The sequence below is a fragment of the Arthrobacter sp. Sr33 genome, from assembly GCF_054511195.1.
Genome location: NZ_JBTNDD010000007.1, coordinates 11,703 through 35,241, shown reverse-complemented (window position 1 = coordinate 35,241; position 23,539 = coordinate 11,703). Strand labels below are relative to the sequence as shown.

Sequence of the window (23,539 nt, the reverse complement as noted above, 5' to 3'; positions counted from 1 at the left end):
AGACCCGCTCCGAGCCCGGGATGAATTCGCTCGTGGGGCGGGAATCGCTGGTAGCGAGCATCGTGCAAACCCTCGGCGACAAGCAGCATTTCGGCGTGCTGGTGGTGGGGGAGCCGGGACTGGGCAAAACGGCCCTCGCACGCCTTTTGGTGAGTGACTCGGACGGCGGTCGCGATGCCCTCAACGTCAGGGCAAGACCCTCGCTGAAACAAGTACCGTTTGGGGCACTGGCGCCGTTCCTTGCCGATGTGTCAGCAGCGGAGGCCGGCTCACCCGTGGGAATCTACCGCAGGCTCCTGGCCCGCCTCGGGAATCAGGCTGCAGGTGCAGCACTTCCTTTGGTGGTCGTTGATGATGCCCAGGACCTCGATGATGGCAGCTCGGTACTACTTGCCCAACTGGCTGCAACCCGCCGCGCCAAGGTGCTGGTCTTCTCCCGTTCCACACCGGGGCCGCCGTCCGAGTTTGTGGCGCTGTGGCGTGAGGGGTTGCTCCCCCGGTTCGTCCTCGAACCGCTGACTACCTCGGAAATCCACGAACTATGTCTCCGAGAGCTCGGTGCAGAGGTCCTCTCCAGCGTGAGCGCAGTTCTGGCGCGCACCACAGCCGGGAACCCGATGTTCCTTCTCGCCCTTCTCAGCGAAGGGACCCGGGACAAGTACCTGGTGTTGCGCAACGGGGTCTGGTGTCTCTCGGGTGAATTACCGCAAATCAACCTGCGGCTTACCGATCTGATCAAAGGCCAGCTCCGTGGGCTGACCGCTGAGGAGGTCGAGGTTCTCGAAACGGTCGCCCTTGCTGAGCCGATCGCTCTCGACGTGCTGCGAAACTGCAGCGATGAACAGGCTGTCAGCAAGCTGCTAAAGGACCAACTCATCGCGATGCCCGGCGGGTTGGATCCCAGGGTAAGCCTGGGGCATCCCCTCTACGGTGAAGTGATTCGTGCCAGGGTGCCAATTGGCCGCAGCCGCGCTATTCGGCGGCGGGTTCTCGAGTCCAGCGTTGGTCATACCAATTCCGTCGATGGTCTCCTGCGAAGTGTGTCGTGGGGACTCGACTGTGGTGCGGTGTTGGAGGACGACACGCTACTTCGGGCTGCGATCGTTGCCAATCGTCTCTTCAACCCGGAATTCGCCCTGCGTGCGGCACGCGTGGTCCGGTCCTCAACGTTGAAGGCCAGGGCGTTGGTCGAGATTGCACGGGCCAGGATGACCCACGGGGAGTTTGCCTACGCCAGGGAACTGGTCGATGAGGCGCTGGTTGCCTGTGACAGCCTCCGGCTAGCGAAAGAGGCAACGCTGCTTTCGGTCGACCTCAGGATGCGTGATGGCAGCCGACCGGCTGACATCCGAAGTGACGCGCGACGGTGGGAAACCCTGGTCACCTCGATTGAGAGCGCAAGGGGAGAAGAAGCCGCCCTGTCCGTTGCCGTGTCACGTCTGGGCTGCCGGCTCCTTCACTGTTTCGCCCTCAACCTGGAAGGGAACTACTTTAAAGCTGAGAAGGATATTCGCGCAGTGCTCTCAGCTGTCAACCGAACGGAGGAGACGAGCCTGATGGCTCACGCTCTGCTCGGGGAGGCCCAGTATTCTACCGGCCGCCCAGCGCTAGGGACCGAGTCAACCGCCACCGCACTGAAAATCGTCGCTGAGGGAGGACATTCCTACCTGGGCCATCGGGAGTTTGTGCTGGCCCGCCACGGAGCCGCCTTGACTCATGCGGGCCGCTGGGGGGAGGTGCGCGAGCTACTCCAGGAATACTCGCAGTCGGCGAACGGCGGGCTGGTCTATTTCGGTGGGGTGCTGGAGTTCTCGGACGGGCTCGTTGCCCTGCGCCAGGGAAAAATGAGGACGGCCCGTAAACGGCTTATCCTCGCGGTAGAAGGCTTTCGGGAAACCGACATTGCTCAACTGCTGCCTCTGGCCACCGGGCTTGCTGCCTACGCGTGCGCGATGGTGGGCGACACCGCCGGCTCGCGGAGGTACGTAACCGAATTCCAATCGATGTCCCGAGGCGGGCCTGCCCAGACCTGGCTGCTTGGTGAAGCGTATTCCGCTGCAGGCAACTCCCTGTTTGTCGGCGCAACGCGCAGCATCGTTGAACTACGCAGGATCGCCGGGGAAGCAGAGGCCGCGGGGATGCTGACATTGGCTGCCACCGCTCTGGAACTCGCCGTGCGGTTTGGGGATACCGGGTCGCTGGCCAGGCTGCAGGATGTGACGGCAGCTTTCGACGGCGGCGAAGGTGTTGTGTTGCACGCGATGGCGACGGCGATGCTGGCCAGGGATCCCCAATCGCTGGAGACGGTCGCCGAAAGTGCCAAAACGGCCGGATACCTCTTGATCGCGGCTGAATGCCTCGGCCAGGCCATTGATCATCTGACCCGCGACGGCCACATCCAGCACTCCCGAGCTGTGCAACTCCAGCTGAACGACCTGACGGTCGGTCTTGAAGGATTTCGGAGCCCAGCCAGCACCGACACGGACTCAGGCACGAGGCTGACCCGACGTGAACAGGACATCGTGACGCTGGCCTCCCAAGGCTATTCGAACCGGGAAATAGCTTCCCAACACGGTGTCTCAGTGCGGACCGTCGAGGGTCACCTGTACCGGATTTTCGCGAAACTTGGCATCAGCCGACGCGAGGACCTGCCTGAGCCTGGCGCTTTCTAGTGGGCCGATTCCCGCTGGCTAAGTGGTGCACCAGCACAGATCGAGTAGTGTCCCGCGCCCCCGGGCCACCCATCGAGTGAGTAGCCCACGTGTTTTTCCAGTAGTGGCTACTCGTGTGGTCCTGTTCACACCTTCCTAGACTCGGTCTTGTTGCTATTCAATCTGGGGAAAAGGAACGGGTCTCATGGGGTCTCTCAATATTTGCTGTTGCTGTGGCGAAAATAGCTCATCTGTCGGCGGCGACTCGTGAGGGCGCCAGCCCAGCCGTTCTTTGTTGGACGGTCTGAGGAATTGAGTCAGGCGAAACGCGCAGTGATGTCGCCGCTGTCAGCAGGCGTAGTCCTCGTGGGCAGTGCCGGGATAGGGAAGACTGCCTTGCTGCAGGAACTCGTCTCAGAGCTGGCGCCCTCGACAAAAGTCATCCGAATCAGGGGATCCGAGGCAACGTCGAACACCCCCTATGGTGCGCTAATTTCGTTGTTGTCCGAAGTGGACCCAACCGGTCTTGGCCATCCGGTGAAGTTGATCCAGAGCATCACTGAACTGATTAATCGGTTGGCAGATGGCAAGACCGCAGTGCTAGCCGTCGACAATGCGGAACTACTCGATCCTCAGTCCGCGACAGTGATCGCGCAGCTCGCAGCAACAAGAACTGCCCGTTTGCTGCTGGCAACTGGCGCCTTCGCCCAGGCGGATTCAGCCTTCATGAGCCTGTGGCGGGATGGGTCGTTGCGTCGCGTGGATCTCCACGAGCTCTCCCTCAAGGAAACGGGAATGTTCGTCCAGGCCGAGCTAGAAGGTCCCGCATCCAGCGAAGTGGTTCGAGCGGTGTTGAAGCGGAGCAGCGGCGTGCCACGTCTGATCCGTGCTGCGCTCCAGGATCTGACGAGGCGGGGCATCGTGATTCCCAGTGACAGGTCCTGGGTGATAGTGCCGGGAATCAACATTCAAGACGGGGCGGTGTCGAACTCTTCTCCGGTGGGACAGGGGGTTGGTTCTCCAGGTCGCACCGCCGGAAACCTCATTGCGCTCAGTGGTGGTCTGCCGAAGCAGTTCCTTTTGTCTTTCGTGCATGGCGACGATGTCGACGGTCTGCAGCGGGCCGGGCTGATCACGGTAGGTCGTGACCTCCAGGCGACTGTGACCTGTGCCAGTCTGGTCTTTTCCGACAATTGTCTCAGCAGAATTTCAACCGATGAAGCAAGTGCCTTGTATGCACAGCTCTGCTCCACTGCGGATGGCTGGGAGAGTCGAGGGCTTGACCCCGTGCATCGCGCTGCGTGGTTGATGCGGGCCGGTTCAGACCTCGCGGTAGGCCAGGCGGTCGAGGCCGCTCAGGAACTGAATGATCAGGGAAGCTACAGTGAGGCGCTGGGTGTGTGCTCCTACCGGCGAGCGGCAACCAGCCACGTTTCACTGGCCGTAGAAGCGCTACGCGCACTCCTTGCCCTCGGAAGTTTCGATGAGGCCGAGCAACTCACGGCGGCGCTGTTGGTTCCTCTTGCCACCGAAGCCACCGAAGCAACCCAGACCACCGAGATCGCCAGCCAGGTCAGGCTCGCCATTCTGCGGTCTGAGCTAAACCAGCGGCTTGGGCGGGGGTCGCTGTTGGAGGTTCTCGACCAGGCAGCCAGCCTTCTCGAGACGCAACGTGCGGCTGGGCTGCTACCAGCAACCGCTGCTGCACTGGAAGACGAACTCCTGATTGCCCGCGCCGAAACGGCGGCATTCGACGGCTCATATGCTGAGGTTACGCTCCTCCTCGCCGAGGAGAACGAGCCCAGCACACCTCGTCCGGCCGACGCGCAGGCACGGATCCAGACGCTGCTGTGTGAGGCATGGACCATGATGGCACGTCAGGCTGAGGCAATGGAGTTGGCGCGAAGCCTCGCCAGTTTCTTACGGGTCAATCAAACAACCAGCAAGACCCGGGAGCTCGCTTTTGTCCAGGTCTGGGAGACGCACCGCCTGCTGGGCGAGGCCGGTAGCGTGGCACACCTTCGCGATCTGGCACTCACCGACCTGTCCGCAGTTGATCTTGCACCCCGATCCTATGAACAGGTCTCACGGGCACTCGGCCACGCCCATCAGGGCCGGGTTGAAGAGGCACTGGCGATCCTCACCCCCACCTTTGACCAGCTTCGCATCAGTGATCCCTTTGGTGTTAGGCCTGCCGCCGCTGCGGGTCTGAGCTACTGCTACGCTTCCACCCGAAATCTGCCGGAAGTCATCAACTTCCTGCCACTCAGCGAAGCGGGGCCGAGCAGCCCCTGGAAGGTGCGACGCATGGCACGCTACTTCCAGTTGGTGGCCGCCTCACATACCGAGTCGAAGGCAGCGGCGGCGAAGGACCTGCTCGCGTTTGCTGATGAGGACGCTAAACGAGGGGTAGCAGTGTTCCAGCTAATGGCCGTGTGTCGTGCCGCACGGCTAGGCGATCGGTCGGCGATCGGACCGTTGAGCGCAATTTCAGCTCACCTTCAAGGGAGCTTCGCCAGGTTAAGCGAAACTTACGCGAAGGGACTGGCCAGCAGGGACTGTGAGCTTCTGATCCAGTCGATGGAGCTTGCGGCTAAGATCGGCGACACCATGTTTGCGAAAGAAGCAGCCCAAACCGCTCTTCAGACTGCAGTGCAATCGCCGGACAGGAGACTCATCCGCCATGTCCAACGACGGGTAAGGGAAGTGCTCCCGGGCATCGACGAGAACGGCTCGTTCGGAGGCCGCCTCGAAGCCCTGACCGGGCGCGAACGGGAAATCGCTATTGCCGCGTCAGCTGGAGCGACCAATCGGGAGATCGCGCAAAGAATGTGCGTGTCAGTTCGAACAATCGAGGGACACCTCTATCAAGTTTATTCAAAACTCAACGTGTGTACCCGTGCTGAACTTACCGAACTAGTTCCAGCGGGGCAGGCCTGAGATGCGATTTACAACGGCAGGCAACAGAAATGGTGGTCGTCGGCAGATGGAAGCCGCGCTCGCTGCGGCCCTGGAGCGGGCTGACTGCACTGGTGCACTGATCTACGGCCATCCGGGTATGGGTAAGAGTACCCTCGCCCGGCAACTAATGGACGATCGGTCAACCTTCCCTTCGACGCCTTTCCTTGTCCAGGCTACCCGGGGTCTGGCGGGCATTCCGTATGGCGCACTCGCGCCCTATCTCCGTGACGCACGGTCTGACGACATGGTGGATTCACTGTCGGTTTTGCGGGCCCTGGTCGGCTTCTTTCGGAAGGAATGCCCAGGACGGGTACCGCTGGTGGTCATCGACGATGCCCACGAGCTAGATCAAGAGAGCTCCTACCTTCTGGCCCAACTCGCCATCGCAGGAACGGTGAAGGTAGCGGCCCTGACGATAAACGGCGGATGGCATCACCGCGACCTTCCAGCGCTTGAAGAAGACGGCTTACTGGTGCGTTTCGACCTACAGCCGTTGACCATTCAGGAGGCAGGTGAAATCTGCGAACGTCTCCTGGGTGCGCGGATGGTTCGGGGCGCCGTAAGCTACTTCACTGCAGAGTCGGGGGGTAATCCACTCTTTCTTCGCTCAGCTATCAGCCATGCGGTGAGGTCCCAGGCTTTGATCCAACGCGAAGGACATTGGGTGCTGATTGAGGAACCATTTGGTGTTGACGAGTCGCTGAGGGACCTCGGCGAGAGCTCGATACTGGATCTTTCGGATGCGGAAGGCGATGTCCTGGACTGCCTCGCACTCTCAGGACCGGAGCGTACTGACCACGTTGCGAGGTTGGGCGCATCCCCGGCGGTGCACCGCCTGATCGAATTGGGGTTAGTTCGCGAAGACCCCACAAACCCACAGGTTATTGGATGTTACCCGCCCCTCTACTCACGCATCATCCGTTCGCTGGTGCCGTCTCATCGAAGTTCCGAGCTCCGCACCGCCTTCCTTGACTCTGTTACCGAGCCGTGGACAGCTGGAGCGCATAATCAGGTCCAGCAACTGAATTGGGCGTTGGATTGTGGTGTGGAGGTCGACGATCAAGCCCTCGTCGAAGGCGCACGATTGGCATCCATCCACCACGACCATCAGTCCGCCCTCAGACTTGCAGCAGCAGTCAGAGGTTCGGTTCTTGCACCAGCCGCAATGGTTGAGGCCCTCCGAGCACGATTCCTTCTTCGACTCCCGCTGGAGGGACACCTCGACCTGGACGCTCTGCTTAATCAGCCTCAGGACTTAGAAACTCTCGCCAGCGCGGCGGTGCTCAGCGCCCAGATAGAACTGGCGCGCGACGGACGCACAGCTGTCATCCATACGCTTGCTGACCACTGGTCGCAACGTGCAGACGAACTCGTCCAGGGACAACCCTCGCGGCACGCAAATCTGTTGCGGGCGCTGGCACTTAATCTGGAGGGACGCTTCAGGCAATCAGAGCAGCTAATGCGGGAGTTCCTGGCCAGTGGCGGGAATTGTCCTCTAAATGAAACGGTGGCGCTGTGCCTTCTGGGGGAGTCACTGGGAAGCACCGGTCGTAGCGAGGAAGGTACTGCTCTGCTGCAACGGGCACTTGACAGGATTGCCCAGAACGCTGGCGGGTCAGCCGATCTAGAGAACTTCGCGGTAGTGCGCCATGTTTCCCTGCTAATTCATAACGCGGAGTTTGATGCCGCTGAGGCTGCCATCGACGAACACTTCGGCGGACGGATAGGTGACCGCTTTTTCAGCGGGGGCACCATCGCAGTGCTCGACGCCGTATTGTGTGCTCGTCGGGGGCGCTTCACGCAGGCCTACGAGATCATTCTGCCGGCAATCACTGTGCTGCGAGTATCGGACCATCAGGCAATGCTTCCCTACGCCCTTGCAGCAGCGAGTTGGGTGGCGGCGATGGTGTCCGAACCCGGGACGGCCGAACGTTTCGCAACGGAGTTTGAGCAAACACCGCCCAAGGGGTCAGCGGCCTCAGGCCTCCTGGGTGCTGCCTATGTCGCTATGGCCAGGGACCAGCAGAGCCCATCGGTTGAGCTCTCCAAAGAATTGTTCCGGCTTGCTGACTGCGCCCGGTCAACGGGGATGGAGGGATGCGAGAAAGAGATCCTTGAATTTATGGTTCTTACCGGGGACGAGCGACTCATCAAGCGGCTCCACGAGCTGGCGGCGTCCTTCGAAGGTGGGGAGGCTCGGGCGCTGCAGGAGTACGCCGCGGGGGTCCTGGCCAACGATCCTGACCGGTTGATACAGGCGGGTGATCTAGCGGAGGAACAGCAGAAGCATTTCGTTGCCGTGGATGCATCGGCGCGTGCGCTACGACTGCTCAAGGACAAGGGAGATGCCAGCGTGTCCAGAGGAGTGCTGAGAGTCCTTCGCCGTCGTCGGGATGCGCTGGAGCGCCCCCTGTCGGCGTCGGCCGTCGCGCCCACCGAGCTTCGTGATCTCACCGGGCGGGAGCTGAAGATAGCATTGATGGCAGCCAACGGAGCATCCAACCGGGAGATTGCGGGGGGCCTCACCCTTTCGCCCAGGACCGTTGAGGGACACCTCTACCGGATCTATGTGAAGCTTGGAATCACCCGGCGGGAGGACCTCGCCCTCGTAGTTGAATCATCCTCCTATGCTGGTAGCGCCGGGTAGACGTTAGGTAGTCCCGGCCCTTTTTATCAGTACCGGGACCGCCAAATGAAGGTGTGGTTACCCGGGAAAAGTGCCGACTTGCGGATTATTCTCGTTATGTCGGGGTCGTGGAAAACTACGGCATTCCGAAGGCGTGAAAAGGCCGTATACCCCAAGTGTGCCTACTCCGGACCACGCCAGCCTCTACGAAGCGGCCCCTGACAGGGGCCGGCGGTGTACGAGAATTCTTTCAATGGAAGACTCTGTCCCCAGCCTCCGCCGGCCCCGCCCACTTCCCGCCACGTGATGCATTGGTGGCTATTTGGTCCACGCCAAAATAGCTTCCACAGCAGGGATAACCTGGCCGAACATATGGCGAAACTGTTCTTCCTCGCGCCCATACGGGTCGACGACGTCGTCATCTGCCGGCTCGACAGAGCTCATTGACCGGCCGCGTAGCGCACGGGGTAGTGCGTTGCGAAGCTGTTCCTGCGGCGGAAGCGACTCGTCGCGGCTCACCCCGGGGAGGAGTCGGCCCAGCTCCCTGAGTGTGAAGGTTTTTTGCAGCAGCCACGGGGCAAGTCGAAGGATCTCGCTTCGGTGTGCCCTGGTCAGGGCGATGACCAAATCCTGGGAAGAAAGCATTTCGGCGGTCACGGATCGGGCAACGAACGCGCTCGGATCCACTCCCAGACTGTCCAGTTGCGCGGCGACGCGGGACTCGATAGGCCACCCCGACATTGCTCCAGTCCCGGCGCTGGCAACACTGAATACCCCGGGATGCTGGGTGTCGAGGCCCTGCTGAAGAAGCCGCTCAGTCATAGGGGAGCGGCAGATGTTTCCTGTACATACCGTCAGGATGCGGAACGGGGATTGTTCAACCATGGCCTACGGAGTCTAACCGGTCACTTCGCCCGACGCGAGGTGTTCCTGAGACTCAGGCCTGAACACAGAACTGGCCGCGACCCGGTGGTCCCGGGTCGCGGCCTGTCTCAGTCGGTTAGCGGGCACCAGCGATATTGCTCGAGGTGTTGTTGGTGACGACGCGCAGCAGGGGGCGGAGCTTTGCCCAGTCCTTTTTGAGGGACTCGACCTGGGTCTGGTCGGCCGCGGCTTCGGCGTAGATCGTGACACCGCTTGAACGGATCAACACGTGACCTCCGTATTCCTTCAACGCCTGGGCTAGCGCCTTGCCTTCGGGGGTCAGGCCGAGCGCATCAATGTTGGTGGATGCAGGCAGGGCAAACATGGAACCCATCGGGATGTTTCCCGTGTAAGCCCTAGCCGAGTCGCCGTCCTCTTTCTGGGCCGGCCAGACGCCCGTGCCGTTGTTGACGCTCTTAAGCTGGGCATTGCCGATGCCAATGGCAATTGAGTGTTTGATGGACAGGTTCTTTAACTCGTCCTTGCGGATCAAACCGTGGAGGTGGCTGATGCCCGAGGCCCTCGCGCCGGCGGCCATGCCTTCGCCCTGGATATCGGTCTTGACCAGGTAGCGGGCGGTCCACTCAGTGGATGAAATGCGCTTCATCCCCCACACTTCGTAGGCAGTCTTCTTGTCCGGCTGGATGACCGTCATGTGTTGATCTGTTCCGCCAGTGGTGGTGGCGTTCACCGGAATCCTGATCGAGTGAGTTCCACCAGCAGTCGCCCTGACTGTTGCCACTGGGTCGCTGGTTTTTGCTTGCTGTACCGAGATGGACCAGCGGGAGCTGTTGACGTTCGTTCCACCTCGTTGGAAAACCCCGTGGCGGGAATCACCGGCAGCCGCAAAACTCACTGCGGGGCCCACCGGGGTGTTGGAGAAGGCGGAGGAGCTAAAGGGGTGCAGCGAGTAGTCCTTGGCAGCCGGCGCGGGAGCAGTCGGAGGAGGAGTTGGTCTCGGTGCGGGACCTGGCGTTGGTGCGGGTGCAGGTGCGGGGGACGCCTCGGTCCCAGGGACGGGAACCAGATAATCCAGGACCGCACTGTTCTGCCCCGAATCATTCAGGTACACAACCTCAACCTTGTGGGTACCTGATTCCCAAGCGCCGGTGAGGGCGTAGGTTTGCTGCGACTTACTTGAGAGGGTGATGTCGCCGGCTGTCTTCCCATCGACGGTCACCCGAACCTTCGGAGCGGTGGTGCCGGTGTAGGTGCCGGCGGCGCGAAGTTCCAGGGTGCTGAATGCTTCAGTTGCGGTGAATGATCCCGTGGCCGACCCGTTGGTCAGGAGCGATCGGACGGTATCGCCGTCGCCGGTCTTCCAGATGACATAGTTTCCGCCACCATTTCTCATGGATTCTGACTCTAATTTTGCTTGTGAGGCCTGAGCCGGTGTTGATACGATTAGCCCCGTGCCTAGAATTGCGGCAGCGGTGAGTAAACTGAGTGATTTTTTAATTGTGCAACTCTCTCGTCGGCATGGCAGTTTTAGCCACGCGGTAAGCCGAAGGCGCCCCAAGCGCCCCGGCATCTTGGAAGGCAAACCAGCAGGAGCTGTTAGTTGGAGCTAACGCAATGAGGGGTTTGCTGCAGATAGAGACCGGTAACAGCGTACAACACGTTTTTACGGTTCTGTCATTGGGGCGGGAGGATTCATCGTCAGTCGAAGACCCACGCCTCATAAAAAATGGCACTAACCCCGGCGCTCGAAGCGCACGAAGTTAGTGCCATTTTGTTGACTTGGAGTGTTGCTAGGGGCGCCCAATTCCCCGGTAGGTCCAGCCCGCGGCCCGCCACTTCAGAGGCTCAAGCACATTACGTCCGTCGAGAATCGCTTTGGCACTCACCTTCTCGGCAAGGGCATACGGGTCGAGATCCCGGTACTGTTGCCATTCGGTCAGCAGGAGAATCGCGTGCGCATCCTGCACCGCGAAATTGAGATCAGATTCATAGTTGAGCTCGGGAAACCTGCGGGCAGAGTTCTCGATTGCCTCAGGGTCCGTCACTGTCACGTTGGCTCCCTGCAGCTGCAGCTGGGCGGCGATGTTGAGGGCGGGCGAATCTCTTACGTCGTCACTATCCGGTTTGAAGGCGGCACCCAGCACAGTAATGCGTTTGCCGAGGAGAGAGCCGCCCAAAAGTTCCCTGGTGATTTCCACAGCCCTCGAACGTCGCCGCATGTTGATGGTGTCAACCTCGCGAAGGAAGGTGAGGGCCTGGTCGGCGCCAAGTTCGCCGGCACGGGCCATGAACGCACGGATGTCCTTCGGCAAGCACCCCCCGCCAAAGCCAATCCCAGCATTCAGGAACTTTCGGCCGATGCGATCGTCCAACCCGATCGCCTCCGCGAGGAGCGTCACGTCGCCACCCGAGCTGTCGCAGATCTCAGCCATCGCGTTGATGAAGGAAATCTTGGTGGCGAGAAAGGAGTTCGCCGCGGCCTTGACCAGCTCTGCTGTCGCGTAATCCATCACCAGGCGGGGGGTGCCGTTGGCGATTGGCACCTGGTAGACCCCATCGAGAGCGGTCATGGCATATGCGCCAGCGGTTCCATCCGGAATGCCGTAGACAAAACGGTCGGGACTGAGGGTGTCTTCGACCGCATGACCTTCCCTGAGGAACTCGGGGTTCCATGCGAGGACAACGCCCGGAGCCAACGAGCGAAGTTCCTCGGACAGCCGCGTGGCCGTTCCCACGGGCACCGTCGACTTGCCGACGACGACGCTACCCTCCGAAAGGTGTTCGGCAGCTGCCACGAATGCCGCATCGACGTAGCGGAGGTCAGCGGCGAACTCCCCCTTTCGTTGGGGTGTCCCGACGCAGATGAAGGTGACATCAGATTCGGCAATCGCGGCCATATCGGTGGTAAAACTTAACCGCTGCGAAGACTGAAGCTCCTCCAGAAGCTCCGGCAAACCGGGTTCGAAGAACGGTGCACGCCCGGCCTCCAGATCGTCGACCTTTCGCTGGTCGACGTCTACTCCAACTACTTCATGGCCAAGCTTCGCCATGCACGCAGCGTGGACGGCACCTAGATATCCGCAACCAATAACAGAGATACGCATAATTCTTCCTTAGACTGAGACGATTTCTGTGAGGGGACTAGTAGGCGCCGACCGGTTTGATCAGCATTTTTGCGGTGCGCCAGATGATCATCAGGTCCATCGTGATGGACCAGTTCTCGACGTAGTAGAGGTCAAGCCTGACGCTGTCCTGCCAGCTCAGCTCGGATCGGCCGTTGATCTGCCACATCCCCGTCAGCCCCGGTTTGATGTAGAGGCGGCGGTGCACATCCTTGGCGTAGCCGTCCACCTCCCGACCAAGTGGTGGCCGAGGGCCAACGAGGCTCATATCACCGACCAGGACGTTCCAGATCTGGGGGAGTTCGTCGAGTGAATGGCGTCTCAACCAGCCGCCAACCTTGGTGACGCGGGGGTCGTTGCGCATCTTGAAGAGCAGCCCGGACCCCTCATTGCTGCCCAAGAGGCCTGCGAGTTCTTCCTCAGCGGTTACCACCATGGAGCGGAACTTGTACATGGTGAAGGTTTCCCCGCTTCTTCCGATCCGTTCCTGCTTGAACAGGACCGGACCTGGACTATCCCGCCTGATACACAGTGCGATTACGGCAAAGACCGGAAGCAGGGCTACCAGTGCCAACGCCGAGGCCGCAATATCCAACAGGCGCTTGACCAGATGTTTGGCCCCGCCAAACTGAGGTAGCTCAACATGCATCAGGGGCAGGCCCTCCACCGGCCTGGCATGAATCCTTGGACCAGCGACGTTTGTCAGGCCAGTAGCAAGAACCAGTTCGGTGTCTGATTCTTCAAGGCTCCAACCCAACTTCTGGATGAACCCGCTCCCGCCCTGAACGGGCCCGGCCACAATCACTGCGTCAACCCCTAATCCGGGAAGGACCTCGACCACTGAGTTCAGGTCCGACACGACGGGCACCGCTGCGCCGTCGACATAAAGCCGCGGCTGGGTGCAGTGCCCGGCAAGGGCTGCCCCCACCACTTCGTAGCCCGCACCGGTTTTGCTTCTGATCTGTTTGATCACGTATTTGACGTCCTTGGGGCGCCCGAGAACGACGACACGGGAAAGGAATCGTCCCTTGGTTCGCTGCTGGGTAAGCCAGGACCGAAGCATCCAGCGTGTGAGCACCAGACCGCCCATTCCGAGCGGCAGGGCAAGAGCGAAATAGCCTCGAGACGCGTCGACCTGGGCTACGACCAACAAGATTGCTGTAATGCCGAAGACGAGGAGAGTTGAATGTATGACTCGCTTGTACTCGTCGCTTCCCAGTCCGAGGACCCGAGGGTCACGGCTTCGGAATGCGCTGAGTGCACCCAACCACATCAAAGCGATCGCAAGGCCAAGGAAGTCGTACCCTATGGCAGTGTCCGCAACCGGCACCTGGACTCTGCCCGTTCCGAATCGCGCCAGTTGGGCGACCACCAGAGCCGCGCAGATGACCAGGGTGTCAGCCACCCGGAGCATCGCACGGTAGGGGCGGATCCAGTCGCGGCGGGATTTCACGGGGGATTTGGATGCGCGGCTGGTGCGGTAGCTTGTCGCCGGGTAGCGGACGTCGAAGTGGGTGGTGGGGGTTCGGGTCCCGGTTTCGGTGGCTATGCTGAACTCACTCATTGTGGTCCTCATCTCCTGTTTGGTGAGTAAGGGGCCGACGACGACTGGGGACGAAGCTCCGGTCTCAGGAGAGCTTCTACGCCGCCGGCCCCGCTAAAGCGGTATCCGCTAACGGATCCGGGTTGTGGTGCCACCGGCGTCATTGACGGTGGGAGAAAGGGTGCGTGATCCTTTGAACGCCGTTGCCGACACTCGGAGATCTCGTCCTATGATCGTGAGGAAACCTTCGGCGACGGGCTGTCCCGGGCCGAAGTGGTGTTCTTCTTGCCTATGCCTGCAGGGATGAGGTCACGCTTCGGTGGGTGGTTCCCGTTCGGTGCCTGCTTCGGCGGGACCAGGGGTTTTCGGGGGTCCGGCTTTCGATAGTCAGCCGTTCGCGTCGTTCCCCCCGCTTCATTAGCGACCTCGGCCGACCCAGGCGCTGGTGGCACAACCGAGCTGTAGTAGGCGCGCGCCTTGGCATCCGGTTCGGGGATGCGCAACTTGTTGAGGATCAGACCAAGCACTCGCCCGCCAGCCAGCTCCAGTGCCTTCAGGGACTCGTAGACATCCGTGGTGTTGACCCCCTGTGCGCCCACGACCAAGACCGTGTTGACGCCGTTTGACGACAGCACGGCGGCGTCGGTTACCGGCAGTACCGGCGGGGCGTCCACAATCACCGCATCATAGGCCGCTTCAAGCTCAGCAAGGATGTTGAGCATCTGTGGTGATCCCAGCAGTTCACTGGGGTTCGGCGGAATGGGACCCGAGGTCAGCACCTGCAGATCGTTCTGCCCCCAGGGCTGCATCAGGTCGACGATAGCTGCCTGTCCGATGAGTGCTGAGGTGAGCCCGGCATCGCTTTCAAGCTGGAGGTATCCGGCGACCGCTGGCCGCCGCAGGTCCGCGTCCACCAGGGCGACCCGCTTTCCGGCCTGAGCCATGGCAATAGCGAGGTTGATCGCGGTTGTCGTCTTGCCTTCCCCAGGCAAGGAGGAAGTCACCTGGACTACTTTTGAACCACGGGTGAGCTGCGTGTACTGAAGGTTTGTCCGAAGTTGCCGGAAAGCTTCGGCACGTGAGCTTTGGGGAGCGGTCTGCGTCAGCATCGGGTTGCCGGCGGCTGCGGCGTCATAGCGGACCATTCCCAGAACTGGCGCCTTGGTAACTCCATGTAGGTCAGCGGCGCTCCTGATCCGGGTGTCGAACTTGGCGCGGAGCAGGGCAACGACGAGGCCGATGCCAAGCCCGGTCAACAGCCCGACTAGAAGGTTCATACCAACGTTCGGTGAGGAGGGCGTAGTGGGCTCCGCTGCCTCGGTAAGTACTGAAAGTTGCACCGGGGACGTGGTCGCAACGTTGGTGGTCTCAAGATCGTCGATCACCGTAATAAGATTCGCGGCCAGGCTGTTGGCAATGGCGGTTGCCAACTCTGGTGATTCGTTGCTGACCCCGAGCTCGACCAGAACTGTGTTGGGTGTGCTCGCTGCCCAGACGTTGGACGAGAGGTTAGCTGCTGTCACTGGATCGAGGCCGAGCTCGTCGACCACGGGCTGAAGCACCCGGGGCGAGTCGACCATCTGCGTGTAGGTGTGTACCCGGTCCTGCATGAAAGTGTTGCCTTGCTGCAACTCCGAGACCGAGCCGACGTCCTGAACTGCGACGAATAGCTCGGTGTAGGCCGTGTAGATGGGCCTGGTGAGCAGCGAGGCAATACCAGCGACAAGCAGGCCAGCTACCGTCGCACCGACGATGATCAGCCAGTTCCGTTTAAGTATTCGTAGGTAGTTTCGTAACTCCATGACTGAGACCTTTCGAAATATTGTTAATAAGTCTCCGCGGGAACCTAATTTCCTGTCCGCGGCGACGCAATAGATCTGTTGGTGGGGAAATAAGACCGACGTCCGGGGCGCCAGGTGCCGTAAAAGGCAAAAGCTAGTTTCGGTCCCGCGAAATCTAATTGCTAAGAGAAAGAATTGCTCACCAGCAACGGGTATTCAATCGGTTGCCCCACCCGAAAGCCTGATATTCGTACTGGAGAGGCGGAACTGGATGCTCGGGTCGCACAAGCGTGTGCATGAGTAGCAGTCGCCCAACTACTCGATTGAGCCGGCTTCCTACTTGCCTTCGATGAACTCCATAGATTTATTGATGGCGCCATGATTAGCATGGGCCATCAATTCCAAACATTTTCTTCCGACTCTGTGGTGCTCTAGCCGATTATTAGTCAAGGCAAGGGGTCTCTGGTTAAAGCCACCGAATTCGTGAGTCGATGTTGAGCTGGGGAGCATCATGAAAAAATCAGGGCCTTTGCAGGTCGACCGTCTAATTGTTCATCAGTTCGATCCGGCTAAGCCTTCTCCGGGCGGCATTGACACGTGCTTGCGGGGGATCTGCGCTTACGCCCCGGCGGACCAGGAGCTGGCGGTTGTTGGCGTCGATACCGGCGGCGGCGGATCAGGCCGGGTGCTGGGCGCCTGGGAGGTGCATACCTTCAACGGTCGGTCGGTCTGGTTCCTTCCTGTCGCCCGGTTGGATCCGGGGGACCAGCGGAGAAGAGTCCCACACTCGCTCCGTCTGATCGGTGGGCTGATGAGGTTTCGAAGCCGTTTGCCGGCAGCCGACCTTGTGCAGGCTCACCGGATGGACACGGCACTGGCCGTCTCCCGGCTGGTGGCCGCACCGTTGGTCTACTTCATCCACACGCAGGAGAATGGGCTCACCGGGGCTACCTCAGATTCCATCTGGCGCCGGGCGGCGGGGGTTCATCGCCGGCTGGAGGAGTCGGTTGTCACCCGTGCGGTGGATGTCGTGGTCTTCAACGAGGACTACGCACAAACTGTCGTGCAGTGGAACCAGGCAGCTCGTTTCTCCCCGACCTGGTATGACCCGAAGCTCATTCGCGGGAGGGGCAACGGCTCCGCCACGGGGCGTTCCCTGTGCTGGGTTGGTCGCCTCGAAACCCCCAAGGATCCGCTGCTAGCCCTGGACGTGATGGAAAGTCTCGCGGATGGCTATCCCGGCGATCACTGGAGTCTAGAGCTACTCGGTTCGGGAACGCTGCTGGACGCAGTCACCAGCCGTGCCGAAACCCTTTCCACTCGCAGTAACCTCACGATCTCGGTGCGTGGACGAGTTAACCCGCCTGAAGTAGCAGCGGCTATGGAGCGGTCCGATATTTTCCTCATGACCTCCCATCCGGGGTATGAGGGATACCCCCGGGTGTTGGTCGAGGCGATGGCCTCGGGACTAGCCGCAGTGGTCACTGACGGATCAGACACTGGATCATTGGTAGTTGACGGCGTGACGGGGTACGTGACCCCGCGGGATCCGCAACAGATCGCTGTTGCGGTGGACAAGGTTAAAGATATCCAGCCAGCGGCCGTCATCAAGGCTGTTGAGGCTCTAAGCGCACCAGCGGTAGTCCGTAATTTACTCTCATTCAGTGGCCCCCGGCCCGTAGCTATCGGCCAGGGGTCAGCCCGTGGCCGGAACAGGAAGCTGCGAGACACGGCACGCCAGGAGATTGCGCTTGAGCTGGACGGTGAGGGCGTCCGTCTGGGCAGATGGCGCCTGTTCAACGGCGACACGGTTCAGTTGCTGACCGAAATTGGGAGCCTGGTTGATTCGAAGCAACCACACCTGGTGGTCACCCCGAATGTGGACCAGGTGCTTGATCTGCAGGAGTCACCAGCACTGAGAAGAGCCTACGATGCAGCATCGTTGCGTTTGGTGGACGGTGCGCCACTGGTTGCAGTATTGCGTTTGCTTGGCGCCCGGGATATTCACCGCCACACCGGTGCGGATCTCCTGCCGCTGATGGCCGAACACTCCGCCGATACCGGCTGGAGAATCGCTATTCTGGGCGGCAACGGAGACGTGGGTCGACGGGCTGCCGCCACCCTGATGGACAGCTACCCCGGCAGCGTCGTCCACAGCATTCCCTTCCCCTACGTCAAAGACGTTTCGGAAACGGCCTCGAGCAATGCGGTGGACGCGCTCGCCGCATGGAAACCAGCTGTCGTTTTCATCTGTCTTGGCTCGCCTAAACAGGAGGCCTTCTTTTCCCACTGGCGGGCCGACCTCCCGCCAGCCGTCTATATCGGTGCTGGGGCCGCTGCGGACTTCGCCGCCGGGAGCAAACGGCGTGCACCTGCTGCCGTCCAAAACCTCGGCCTGGAGTGGACCTGGCGGCTAATCCAGGAGCCTCGTCGACTCGCAGGACGCTATCTCGTCAAGGGGCCGCGCTTCATCCGGCCAGCCATCAGTTCTCTTACGCGGAGGTTCGCATGAAAGCTCTCATCACCGGCGTGGCCGGTTTTATCGGCAGCAATTTGGCCCGCAACCTACTCAACGAAGGTCACCAGGTTGTTGGGATCGACACTCTCAGCGATTACTACGACGTCCGGATCAAAAAGGCCAATTTGGCCTCACTCCCGCCAGGGCTGGACTTCCGTGAGGATGACCTCAATACGGTCGATCTGGTTGAGTTGTTAGCCGGCGTTGACGTGGTGTTTCACCAGGCCGGACAACCGGGGGTTCGCAAATCCTGGGGTGCCGACTTTGGCATCTATGTCGAAGCCAATGTGTTGGCCACCCAACGCCTGCTCGAGGCAGCTAAGGACGCAACATCGCTGAGCCGATTCGTGTACGCCTCATCCTCGTCGGTCTACGGAAACGCCGAGCGGTTCCCCACCACTGAGGACGTCCGGCCGCAACCGATCAGCCCCTATGGGGTGACCAAACTAGCCGCTGAGCACATGTGTTCGCTGTATGCCGCCAACTTTGGTCTTCCGACGGTTTCGTTGCGGTACTTCACCGTCTATGGTCCCGGTCAGCGACCCGATATGGCTTTCACCAGGTTCACTCGGGCGGCGGTGCTGGGCGAACGGATCACAATCTTCGGATCAGGTGAACAGATCCGGGACTTCACCTATGTCGACGATGTCGTGAAGGCCAACGTGCTTGCCGGAACCACCCCCGATGTCCCCCCGGGGTCGGTCTTCAATGTGGCTGGCGGAAGCAACACCAGCGTGAACGATGTGTTGGGCTTGCTCGCCGAGATGGGGGACACCCCCCTCGACGTCGAATACATCGATGCCGTCGCTGGTGATGTCTGGCGTACGGGTGGTAGTACCGCCGCCATCGACCGGGCACTCGGCTGGAAAGCCGAGATTTCCTTGACAGAAGGCCTTTCCCGGCACCTGGAGTGGGCACATGCGACTTTCAACTAGCCGCTCTTGCAACCCTTCTCTTCGTGAAACAGCTGCCCGGCGGAGGTGCGCGCGATGCCACGATTAACAGTTTTGATGCCTGCTTTCAACTCGGCAGGAACCATCGTCCAAGCGGTGAGGTCAACGCTGTTTGATTTGCCCCGCGATGCTGCGGTGCACATCCTCGATGATGCAAGCACCGATGACACGCTGGAGGTGCTGGCGAGACTAGCTTCAGCCGACAAGCGGCTAAAGATCACCGCAGCGCCGGTCAACGGTGGCGTGGCACTTTCACTCAACTCGCTCCTTGCCGGAGCGAACAGCGAATATGTCGCGCGGATGGACGCTGACGACGTTGTGATCCCGGGCCGTTTTCGGCGGTCAATTGCAGTGCTTGATGCCGGGAAAGCGGAAATGGTCTTTAGCGGCGTGATCCACAGAGGACCGGGCCGGCGAATCCGGCCGGCCGTTCAACTGCCGATCTCGCCCGAAAACATGCAACTCTTCCTCCTGCTCGGTAATCCACTTACTCATTCCACTATGGTGGGAACCACCTCGGCCTTGGTCGAAACAGGTGGGTATCGTCAGGTGCCATCGGAGGATTATGACTTGTGGCTCCGGCTTGCGCTTCGGGACCGGCGCCTCCGGCGGGTCGCACAGCCGGGTGTGTTTTACCGGCATCACGCCAGCCAAGTAACGTCCTCCGCTGCATGGGCTGCCTCAGCACTAAACCATCCGCTCACTGGCGCCGCCCACACAAAACTTTGCGCCAAGGTCCTTGGCAGCTCACACGAGGTGTTTGAGTTGCTTCGTCGGCCAGTTACATGTCACAGCGAATACGAGAAGCTCCACACTTTCCTCAAGGATGTCATTGCGCATTCGCGGCATCTAAATGCACTACAACGGGCGGACCTTCGGCGGCTCTGCGCCAAGTACAAGGGCCCACAATTTGCCCTGGGTGAGCACCATGTTGCCTGATACCTACTTGCTCCCGCTGGGTGTACTAGGAATTCTCCTTGTGCTCGCGTTGCCTGTAATACCCGCAGGGAAACTTCTACTCGCGCTCATAGTGGGAAGATCGCTAACGGAGCTGGGCGCCAGCTCGGGTGCTGCAAGTGCGTCGTCGGCGCTTTCAGCGGCGCTGGGCGCGGTGGCAATTGCTGCAGTTTTCCTCCCGAGGGGAGGCAGGATCCATCATCGGCTGCAAATGCCAATCCTGTTGACGCTATTGGTCCTCATCATCGGATCGGTTGTGCGATTGACCGCTGACGGGTTAGCTTTCGAGGCGTTCCGAGAAGCTATTACCCTGGGCTCGATTCTTGCCGTCTTCGTGCTAGCGTTCACCTTTGCATCCCAGCACCTTGACACCTCGCTTAAGTATCTGCTGTGGTGTTCGTTTCCTGCCGCCCTCATCTCTTTGGTCGGGTTTTATGCAGGGGTGCCACTGATGACTGGAGCAGGCGAACGGCTTAACGGCACGTTCAATCACGCTAATACAGCGGGAGCTTTCCTTGCGCTCTCTGCACTTCTTGCGGTCTGCCTAGCGATTAACCTCAAGCGTCCCAGGCTGCTGCTCATTGCGGCGGTTAGTGGAGCAGGATTGGTGGCAACCCAAAGTATTGGGGCATGGATCGGGGTGATCGCCGCCTGTGCGGTGTACGTCATCGCAACTTCGACTTTGAGCGGTCTGCAGAAGGGGCTCCTCATTGTTGTAAGCAGCGTCGGTTCCCTGCTAGCCATCAATTCGTTTGGACTACCCGACCGAGTTAGTGAATTCGTCGGGTTCAACGCTGAGTCCGCTATCGCGCGCGGTGTTGTGACCAACAGCCTGGATTGGAGACTGCTTAACTGGCATCTGCTAATCGTGGAATGGCAGGAGAGGCCGTGGTTCGGTCACGGGCTCGGCGCCACATCCACAACCATCATGCCGCTCGGAGCCCCACCCCACAGCCTCCCAATCCAGCTATTGGTGGAAGTGGGAATAGTAGGTTGCGCAATCATTGGCTGCATTCTCATCTACATCCTCGGGCGAATCTTGGCTGCTCTAAGGCAGGGTAAATGGGAGGCCGCACTGCTGCTTGCGTTGGCAACATTTGTTCTGGTGAATGGTTCCGAGTCGAACCTTCTGGGTTATACGCCAGCCATGTACCTTATTGCGCTGGCCTGCGGGGTACTCTGCGCAAGCATGTGCTCGGTCCAGCCCCGCCATCGCGCGACCATCGCCGAACGTGTCTGGCGACGACCATGGCGGCATGATCCGCCACCGCCCGCGCACTCCGCTCGAGAGGGAATTCTCTATGTACGCTAAACCCAGTGAAAAAATTGGCGGACTCGGCCAGGACTGGGCCGCCAACAAGGGGCGACGCCACCTTCAGGTTCTGCTTGTCACCTTCCGGGCAGCACAGCGGGCTCGGCGCTCAACGGGGCCGCTCAAGGCCACGTCTCCATTATTGACCCTGCTATATCGGTCAGTTGCACTGTTCACGATGAGCATCGATATCCCAGTGAGCTGCACAATCGGCCCCCGGCTCGCCATACACCACGGAATGGGCCTGGTTATTCATGCCCAAGCGAAGCTGGGGGCTGATATTACACTCCGGCAAAACGTCACAATTGGGGCAAGGAAGGTTGGCGGTGATGCCCCGATGCTCGGCGACGGCGTCGACGTAGGAGTGGGTGCCGTCATTCTTGGGCCTCTTTCGATCGGCGCTAATGCGAGGATCGGCGCCAACGCGGTGGTCCTGCATGATGTCCCAGACGCCGCAACCGTCGTCGGCAACCCCGGCCGAATCATCGAGCGCACCCCCAGGGAGGTCATGTTAGGTGAGTAATCACAGTGTGGTGTGTGTAGTCCCCACTCACAACAGAGACCAGTCCCTCGAACGAACCCTTCACTCGATTGCTGCGCAGACGTGCATCCCGGACAGGGTTGTGGTTGTCGACGATACGGCTTCCGAACAAACACGACGGGTGGTGCAATCGTTCGGGCCAGCGTTTGAATACTTCGACGCATCTCAAGAATTCGTCCACGGTGCGTCAACCTCACGGAATGCTGGTGCCATGGCATCCGACTCAACGTACCTCGCCTTCATCGACGACGACGATCGATGGGAACCCACTTTCCTCGAACAGTGCCTGGACGGGTTGCTCAACAGGGGTGTCGATCTGGTAGCGGCCTGGGGTTTCCTCGAAATGGACGGACAGATTGTGGGCCGTTCATGGGCGGTTGAACCGGGCATCACTGCAAAGGATGCACTGGCATGCAACCCGGGGGTGACTGGAAGCAACTTCGTGATCCGCCGCGCGGCATTCGACGAGCTCGGCGGCTTTGATACCGGTCTGCCGGTGTACAACGACCTCGATTTCTTCGTTCGGTTCCTCCAAGCAGGCCATACCTATGGGGTGGTTGCCAAACCCCTGGTGATTCAAACTGCTGACGGCGCCGGACACCTGTCATCGCGGGGAGCGTCACGGGCGGCCGGGATCCAGAAATACATTGCAAAACACCGGACGGAGGCAACCCGCAGTCAACTGCGGAGGCTCCGGCGGGACTTCCACCTCGCGCAACGGTACAAGGGGCAGCAACTGGCGAGATCAGGCGCCCACTTTGTGCTCATGTGGGCGAACTCAAGCCCCCGGCAGTTGGTCAGGGTGATACGCGAGAAATCAACCCGGAGGGCCAAGATCTACGCCTAATCGAAAGGTAGTCATGGCACCGTTACCTCTCGAGGTTCCCAGCTCGCCGCTACGAACGGTGCGCCCGGATCGAGTAACGATTCTTTGCTGCCTGATCGTCCTGGCGGTAGATGCGTTGCTGTTTCTGGCGTACGCCGCCCACCTCCGCGCCGACGACGGCGGGGCTGCGGCCCTGTTTTCCAGTCAGCGATGGGACGGGGATACTGATCGATCAATTCCTGAACTGTTAGGGCACATCCAGCTTGCCCTCGCGGGCTTCTTCCTTCTCAGCCTGGTGGCGCTCCACCGACGCCGGTCCGGCCAACTTAGACCGTCGGCGGTCTATGCTGCGTGGACGGCGATCCTTGCGGCAATCACTCTTGATGACTTTTTGATGATTCACGAGCGCGTCGGAGGGTTCCTGGCCGATGCGCTCGGGCTCCCAGCGGTGGCCGGGTTGCGGCCGGTAGATCTGGGGGAGCTGCTGGTTTGGGGAGGTGTGGCAGTTCCGCTGGGCATTGCCCTCCTCCTTGCACACCGGGTTGGGGCACCTGGGGCACGCGCCGGATCCAGGCTTTTCATGATCCTTGCCGGCATTCTGGTGCTCTTCGGCGTCGGGATCGACATGGTTCACGTCATGACAACCACCGTGTTTGACGCTCCAGTACGGCAGTTCCTCACCTTCCTGGAAACTGGCGGTGAGCTGGTCTCTATGTCGCTGATGCTTGTCTGCTCGATCCACCTACGACGGATCTACCCCACCTCGGTCACGGGGCAGCCACTTCCCGGCTGATCGGAGCTTGCGGGTCAGCTCGGAGCAAGCCGGGGCCTTCGAAGTTAGCAGGTCAGCCGAAGTTAGCCGG

15 protein-coding genes are annotated in these 23,539 nt (G+C 60.5%); 10 read left to right on the top strand and 5 right to left on the bottom strand.

From position 1 onward, the window contains the following. The first annotated feature begins 20 nt into the window (after window positions 1–20). From ACX80T_RS10555 to ACX80T_RS10545, 3 genes are all read left to right on the top strand, one after another. A complete protein-coding gene (locus tag ACX80T_RS10555) occupies window positions 21–2,672 on the top strand; it encodes a helix-turn-helix transcriptional regulator (protein ID WP_459304392.1) in 2,652 nt (883 codons plus the stop codon). 246 nt (window positions 2,673–2,918) lie between these two features. Beyond that, the gene (locus tag ACX80T_RS10550; RefSeq protein ID WP_272942573.1) at window positions 2,919–5,591 is read left to right on the top strand and encodes a helix-turn-helix transcriptional regulator; all 2,673 of its coding nucleotides are present in this window, start codon (window positions 2,919–2,921) and stop codon (window positions 5,589–5,591) included. A 46-nt stretch (window positions 5,592–5,637) separates the two neighbouring features. Further along, window positions 5,638–8,259: a LuxR C-terminal-related transcriptional regulator gene (locus tag ACX80T_RS10545; protein ID WP_459304390.1), complete on the top strand. Its 2,622-nt coding sequence runs from the start codon at window positions 5,638–5,640 to the stop codon at window positions 8,257–8,259. 297 nt (window positions 8,260–8,556) lie between these two features. Here the strand turns inward: ACX80T_RS10545 and ACX80T_RS10540 are convergent, their stop codons facing one another. The 5 genes from ACX80T_RS10540 to ACX80T_RS10520 form a co-directional block, all read right to left on the bottom strand. Continuing rightward, window positions 8,557–9,123, bottom strand: coding sequence for an arsenate reductase/protein-tyrosine-phosphatase family protein (locus ACX80T_RS10540; protein WP_459304388.1), 567 nt, complete (start codon window positions 9,121–9,123; stop codon window positions 8,557–8,559). Window positions 9,124–9,238: 115 nt separating this feature from the next. Next, window positions 9,239–10,516 (bottom strand): carbohydrate-binding domain-containing protein, encoded by a 1,278-nt coding sequence (locus tag ACX80T_RS10535; protein ID WP_459304387.1) that lies wholly within the window; start codon window positions 10,514–10,516, stop codon window positions 9,239–9,241. Window positions 10,517–10,913: 397 nt separating this feature from the next. Next, window positions 10,914–12,227, bottom strand: a complete 1,314-nt coding sequence (locus ACX80T_RS10530; RefSeq protein ID WP_026041140.1) for a UDP-glucose dehydrogenase family protein — start codon at window positions 12,225–12,227, stop codon at window positions 10,914–10,916. Window positions 12,228–12,264: 37 nt separating this feature from the next. After that, window positions 12,265–13,809, bottom strand: a complete 1,545-nt coding sequence (locus ACX80T_RS10525) for a sugar transferase (RefSeq protein WP_019483211.1) — start codon at window positions 13,807–13,809, stop codon at window positions 12,265–12,267. 206 nt (window positions 13,810–14,015) lie between these two features. Next, entirely contained in the window at window positions 14,016–15,590 is a 1,575-nt protein-coding gene (locus tag ACX80T_RS10520; RefSeq protein ID WP_019483210.1) for a tyrosine-protein kinase domain-containing protein, read from the bottom strand. Between the two features lie 490 nt (window positions 15,591–16,080). Here ACX80T_RS10520 and ACX80T_RS10515 point away from each other — a divergent pair, with 490 nt between their 5' ends. The 7 genes from ACX80T_RS10515 to ACX80T_RS10485 are packed head-to-tail and all read left to right on the top strand — an operon-like array spanning window position 16,081 to window position 23,469. Further along, window positions 16,081–18,081: a WecB/TagA/CpsF family glycosyltransferase gene (locus ACX80T_RS10515; RefSeq protein WP_459304386.1), complete on the top strand. Its 2,001-nt coding sequence runs from the start codon at window positions 16,081–16,083 to the stop codon at window positions 18,079–18,081. Continuing rightward, complete coding sequence (locus ACX80T_RS10510; protein WP_459304385.1) at window positions 18,078–19,022, top strand: NAD-dependent epimerase/dehydratase family protein; 945 nt, start codon at window positions 18,078–18,080, stop codon at window positions 19,020–19,022. Before ACX80T_RS10515 ends, ACX80T_RS10510 begins: the two co-directional genes overlap by 4 nt. Before the next feature lie 54 nt (window positions 19,023–19,076). After that, window positions 19,077–19,979 carry a glycosyltransferase family 2 protein gene (locus ACX80T_RS10505; RefSeq protein ID WP_459304384.1) on the top strand — a complete coding sequence of 301 codons (903 nt, stop codon included), beginning with the start codon at window positions 19,077–19,079 and terminating at the stop codon, window positions 19,977–19,979. Continuing rightward, window positions 19,969–21,309, top strand: a complete 1,341-nt coding sequence (locus ACX80T_RS10500) for an O-antigen ligase family protein (RefSeq protein WP_459304383.1) — start codon at window positions 19,969–19,971, stop codon at window positions 21,307–21,309. Before ACX80T_RS10505 ends, ACX80T_RS10500 begins: the two co-directional genes overlap by 11 nt. Continuing rightward, window positions 21,299–21,832, top strand: coding sequence for a serine O-acetyltransferase (locus ACX80T_RS10495; RefSeq protein WP_459304382.1), 534 nt, complete (start codon window positions 21,299–21,301; stop codon window positions 21,830–21,832). Before ACX80T_RS10500 ends, ACX80T_RS10495 begins: the two co-directional genes overlap by 11 nt. Next, window positions 21,825–22,697 (top strand): glycosyltransferase family 2 protein, encoded by an 873-nt coding sequence (locus ACX80T_RS10490; protein WP_459304381.1) that lies wholly within the window; start codon window positions 21,825–21,827, stop codon window positions 22,695–22,697. The genes ACX80T_RS10495 and ACX80T_RS10490 overlap by 8 nt, the downstream gene beginning before the upstream one ends. Before the next feature lie 13 nt (window positions 22,698–22,710). Further along, window positions 22,711–23,469, top strand: coding sequence for a hypothetical protein (locus tag ACX80T_RS10485; RefSeq protein WP_459304380.1), 759 nt, complete (start codon window positions 22,711–22,713; stop codon window positions 23,467–23,469). Window positions 23,470–23,539: the final 70 nt, after the last annotated feature.

Bases quoted from the DNA above. Each gene is read 5' to 3' on its own strand.
- ACX80T_RS10510 (WP_459304385.1), top strand. From the start codon at position 18,078: ATGAAAGCTCTCATCACCGGCGTGGCCGGTTTTATCGGCAGCAATTTG.
- ACX80T_RS10485 (WP_459304380.1), top strand. From the start codon at position 22,711: ATGGCACCGTTACCTCTCGAGGTTCCCAGCTCGCCGCTACGAACGGTG.
- ACX80T_RS10540 (WP_459304388.1), bottom strand. From the start codon at position 9,123: ATGGTTGAACAATCCCCGTTCCGCATCCTGACGGTATGTACAGGAAAC.
- ACX80T_RS10500 (WP_459304383.1), top strand. From the start codon at position 19,969: ATGTTGCCTGATACCTACTTGCTCCCGCTGGGTGTACTAGGAATTCTC.
- ACX80T_RS10545 (WP_459304390.1), top strand. From the start codon at position 5,638: ATGGAAGCCGCGCTCGCTGCGGCCCTGGAGCGGGCTGACTGCACTGGT.
- ACX80T_RS10505 (WP_459304384.1), top strand. From the start codon at position 19,077: ATGCCACGATTAACAGTTTTGATGCCTGCTTTCAACTCGGCAGGAACC.
- ACX80T_RS10515 (WP_459304386.1), top strand. From the start codon at position 16,081: ATGAAAAAATCAGGGCCTTTGCAGGTCGACCGTCTAATTGTTCATCAG.
- ACX80T_RS10555 (WP_459304392.1), top strand. From the start codon at position 21: ATGAATTCGCTCGTGGGGCGGGAATCGCTGGTAGCGAGCATCGTGCAA.
- ACX80T_RS10530 (WP_026041140.1), bottom strand. From the start codon at position 12,227: ATGCGTATCTCTGTTATTGGTTGCGGATATCTAGGTGCCGTCCACGCT.
- ACX80T_RS10535 (WP_459304387.1), bottom strand. From the start codon at position 10,516: ATGAGAAATGGTGGCGGAAACTATGTCATCTGGAAGACCGGCGACGGC.
- ACX80T_RS10520 (WP_019483210.1), bottom strand. From the start codon at position 15,590: ATGGAGTTACGAAACTACCTACGAATACTTAAACGGAACTGGCTGATC.
- ACX80T_RS10495 (WP_459304382.1), top strand. From the start codon at position 21,299: ATGTACGCTAAACCCAGTGAAAAAATTGGCGGACTCGGCCAGGACTGG.
- ACX80T_RS10525 (WP_019483211.1), bottom strand. From the start codon at position 13,809: ATGAGTGAGTTCAGCATAGCCACCGAAACCGGGACCCGAACCCCCACC.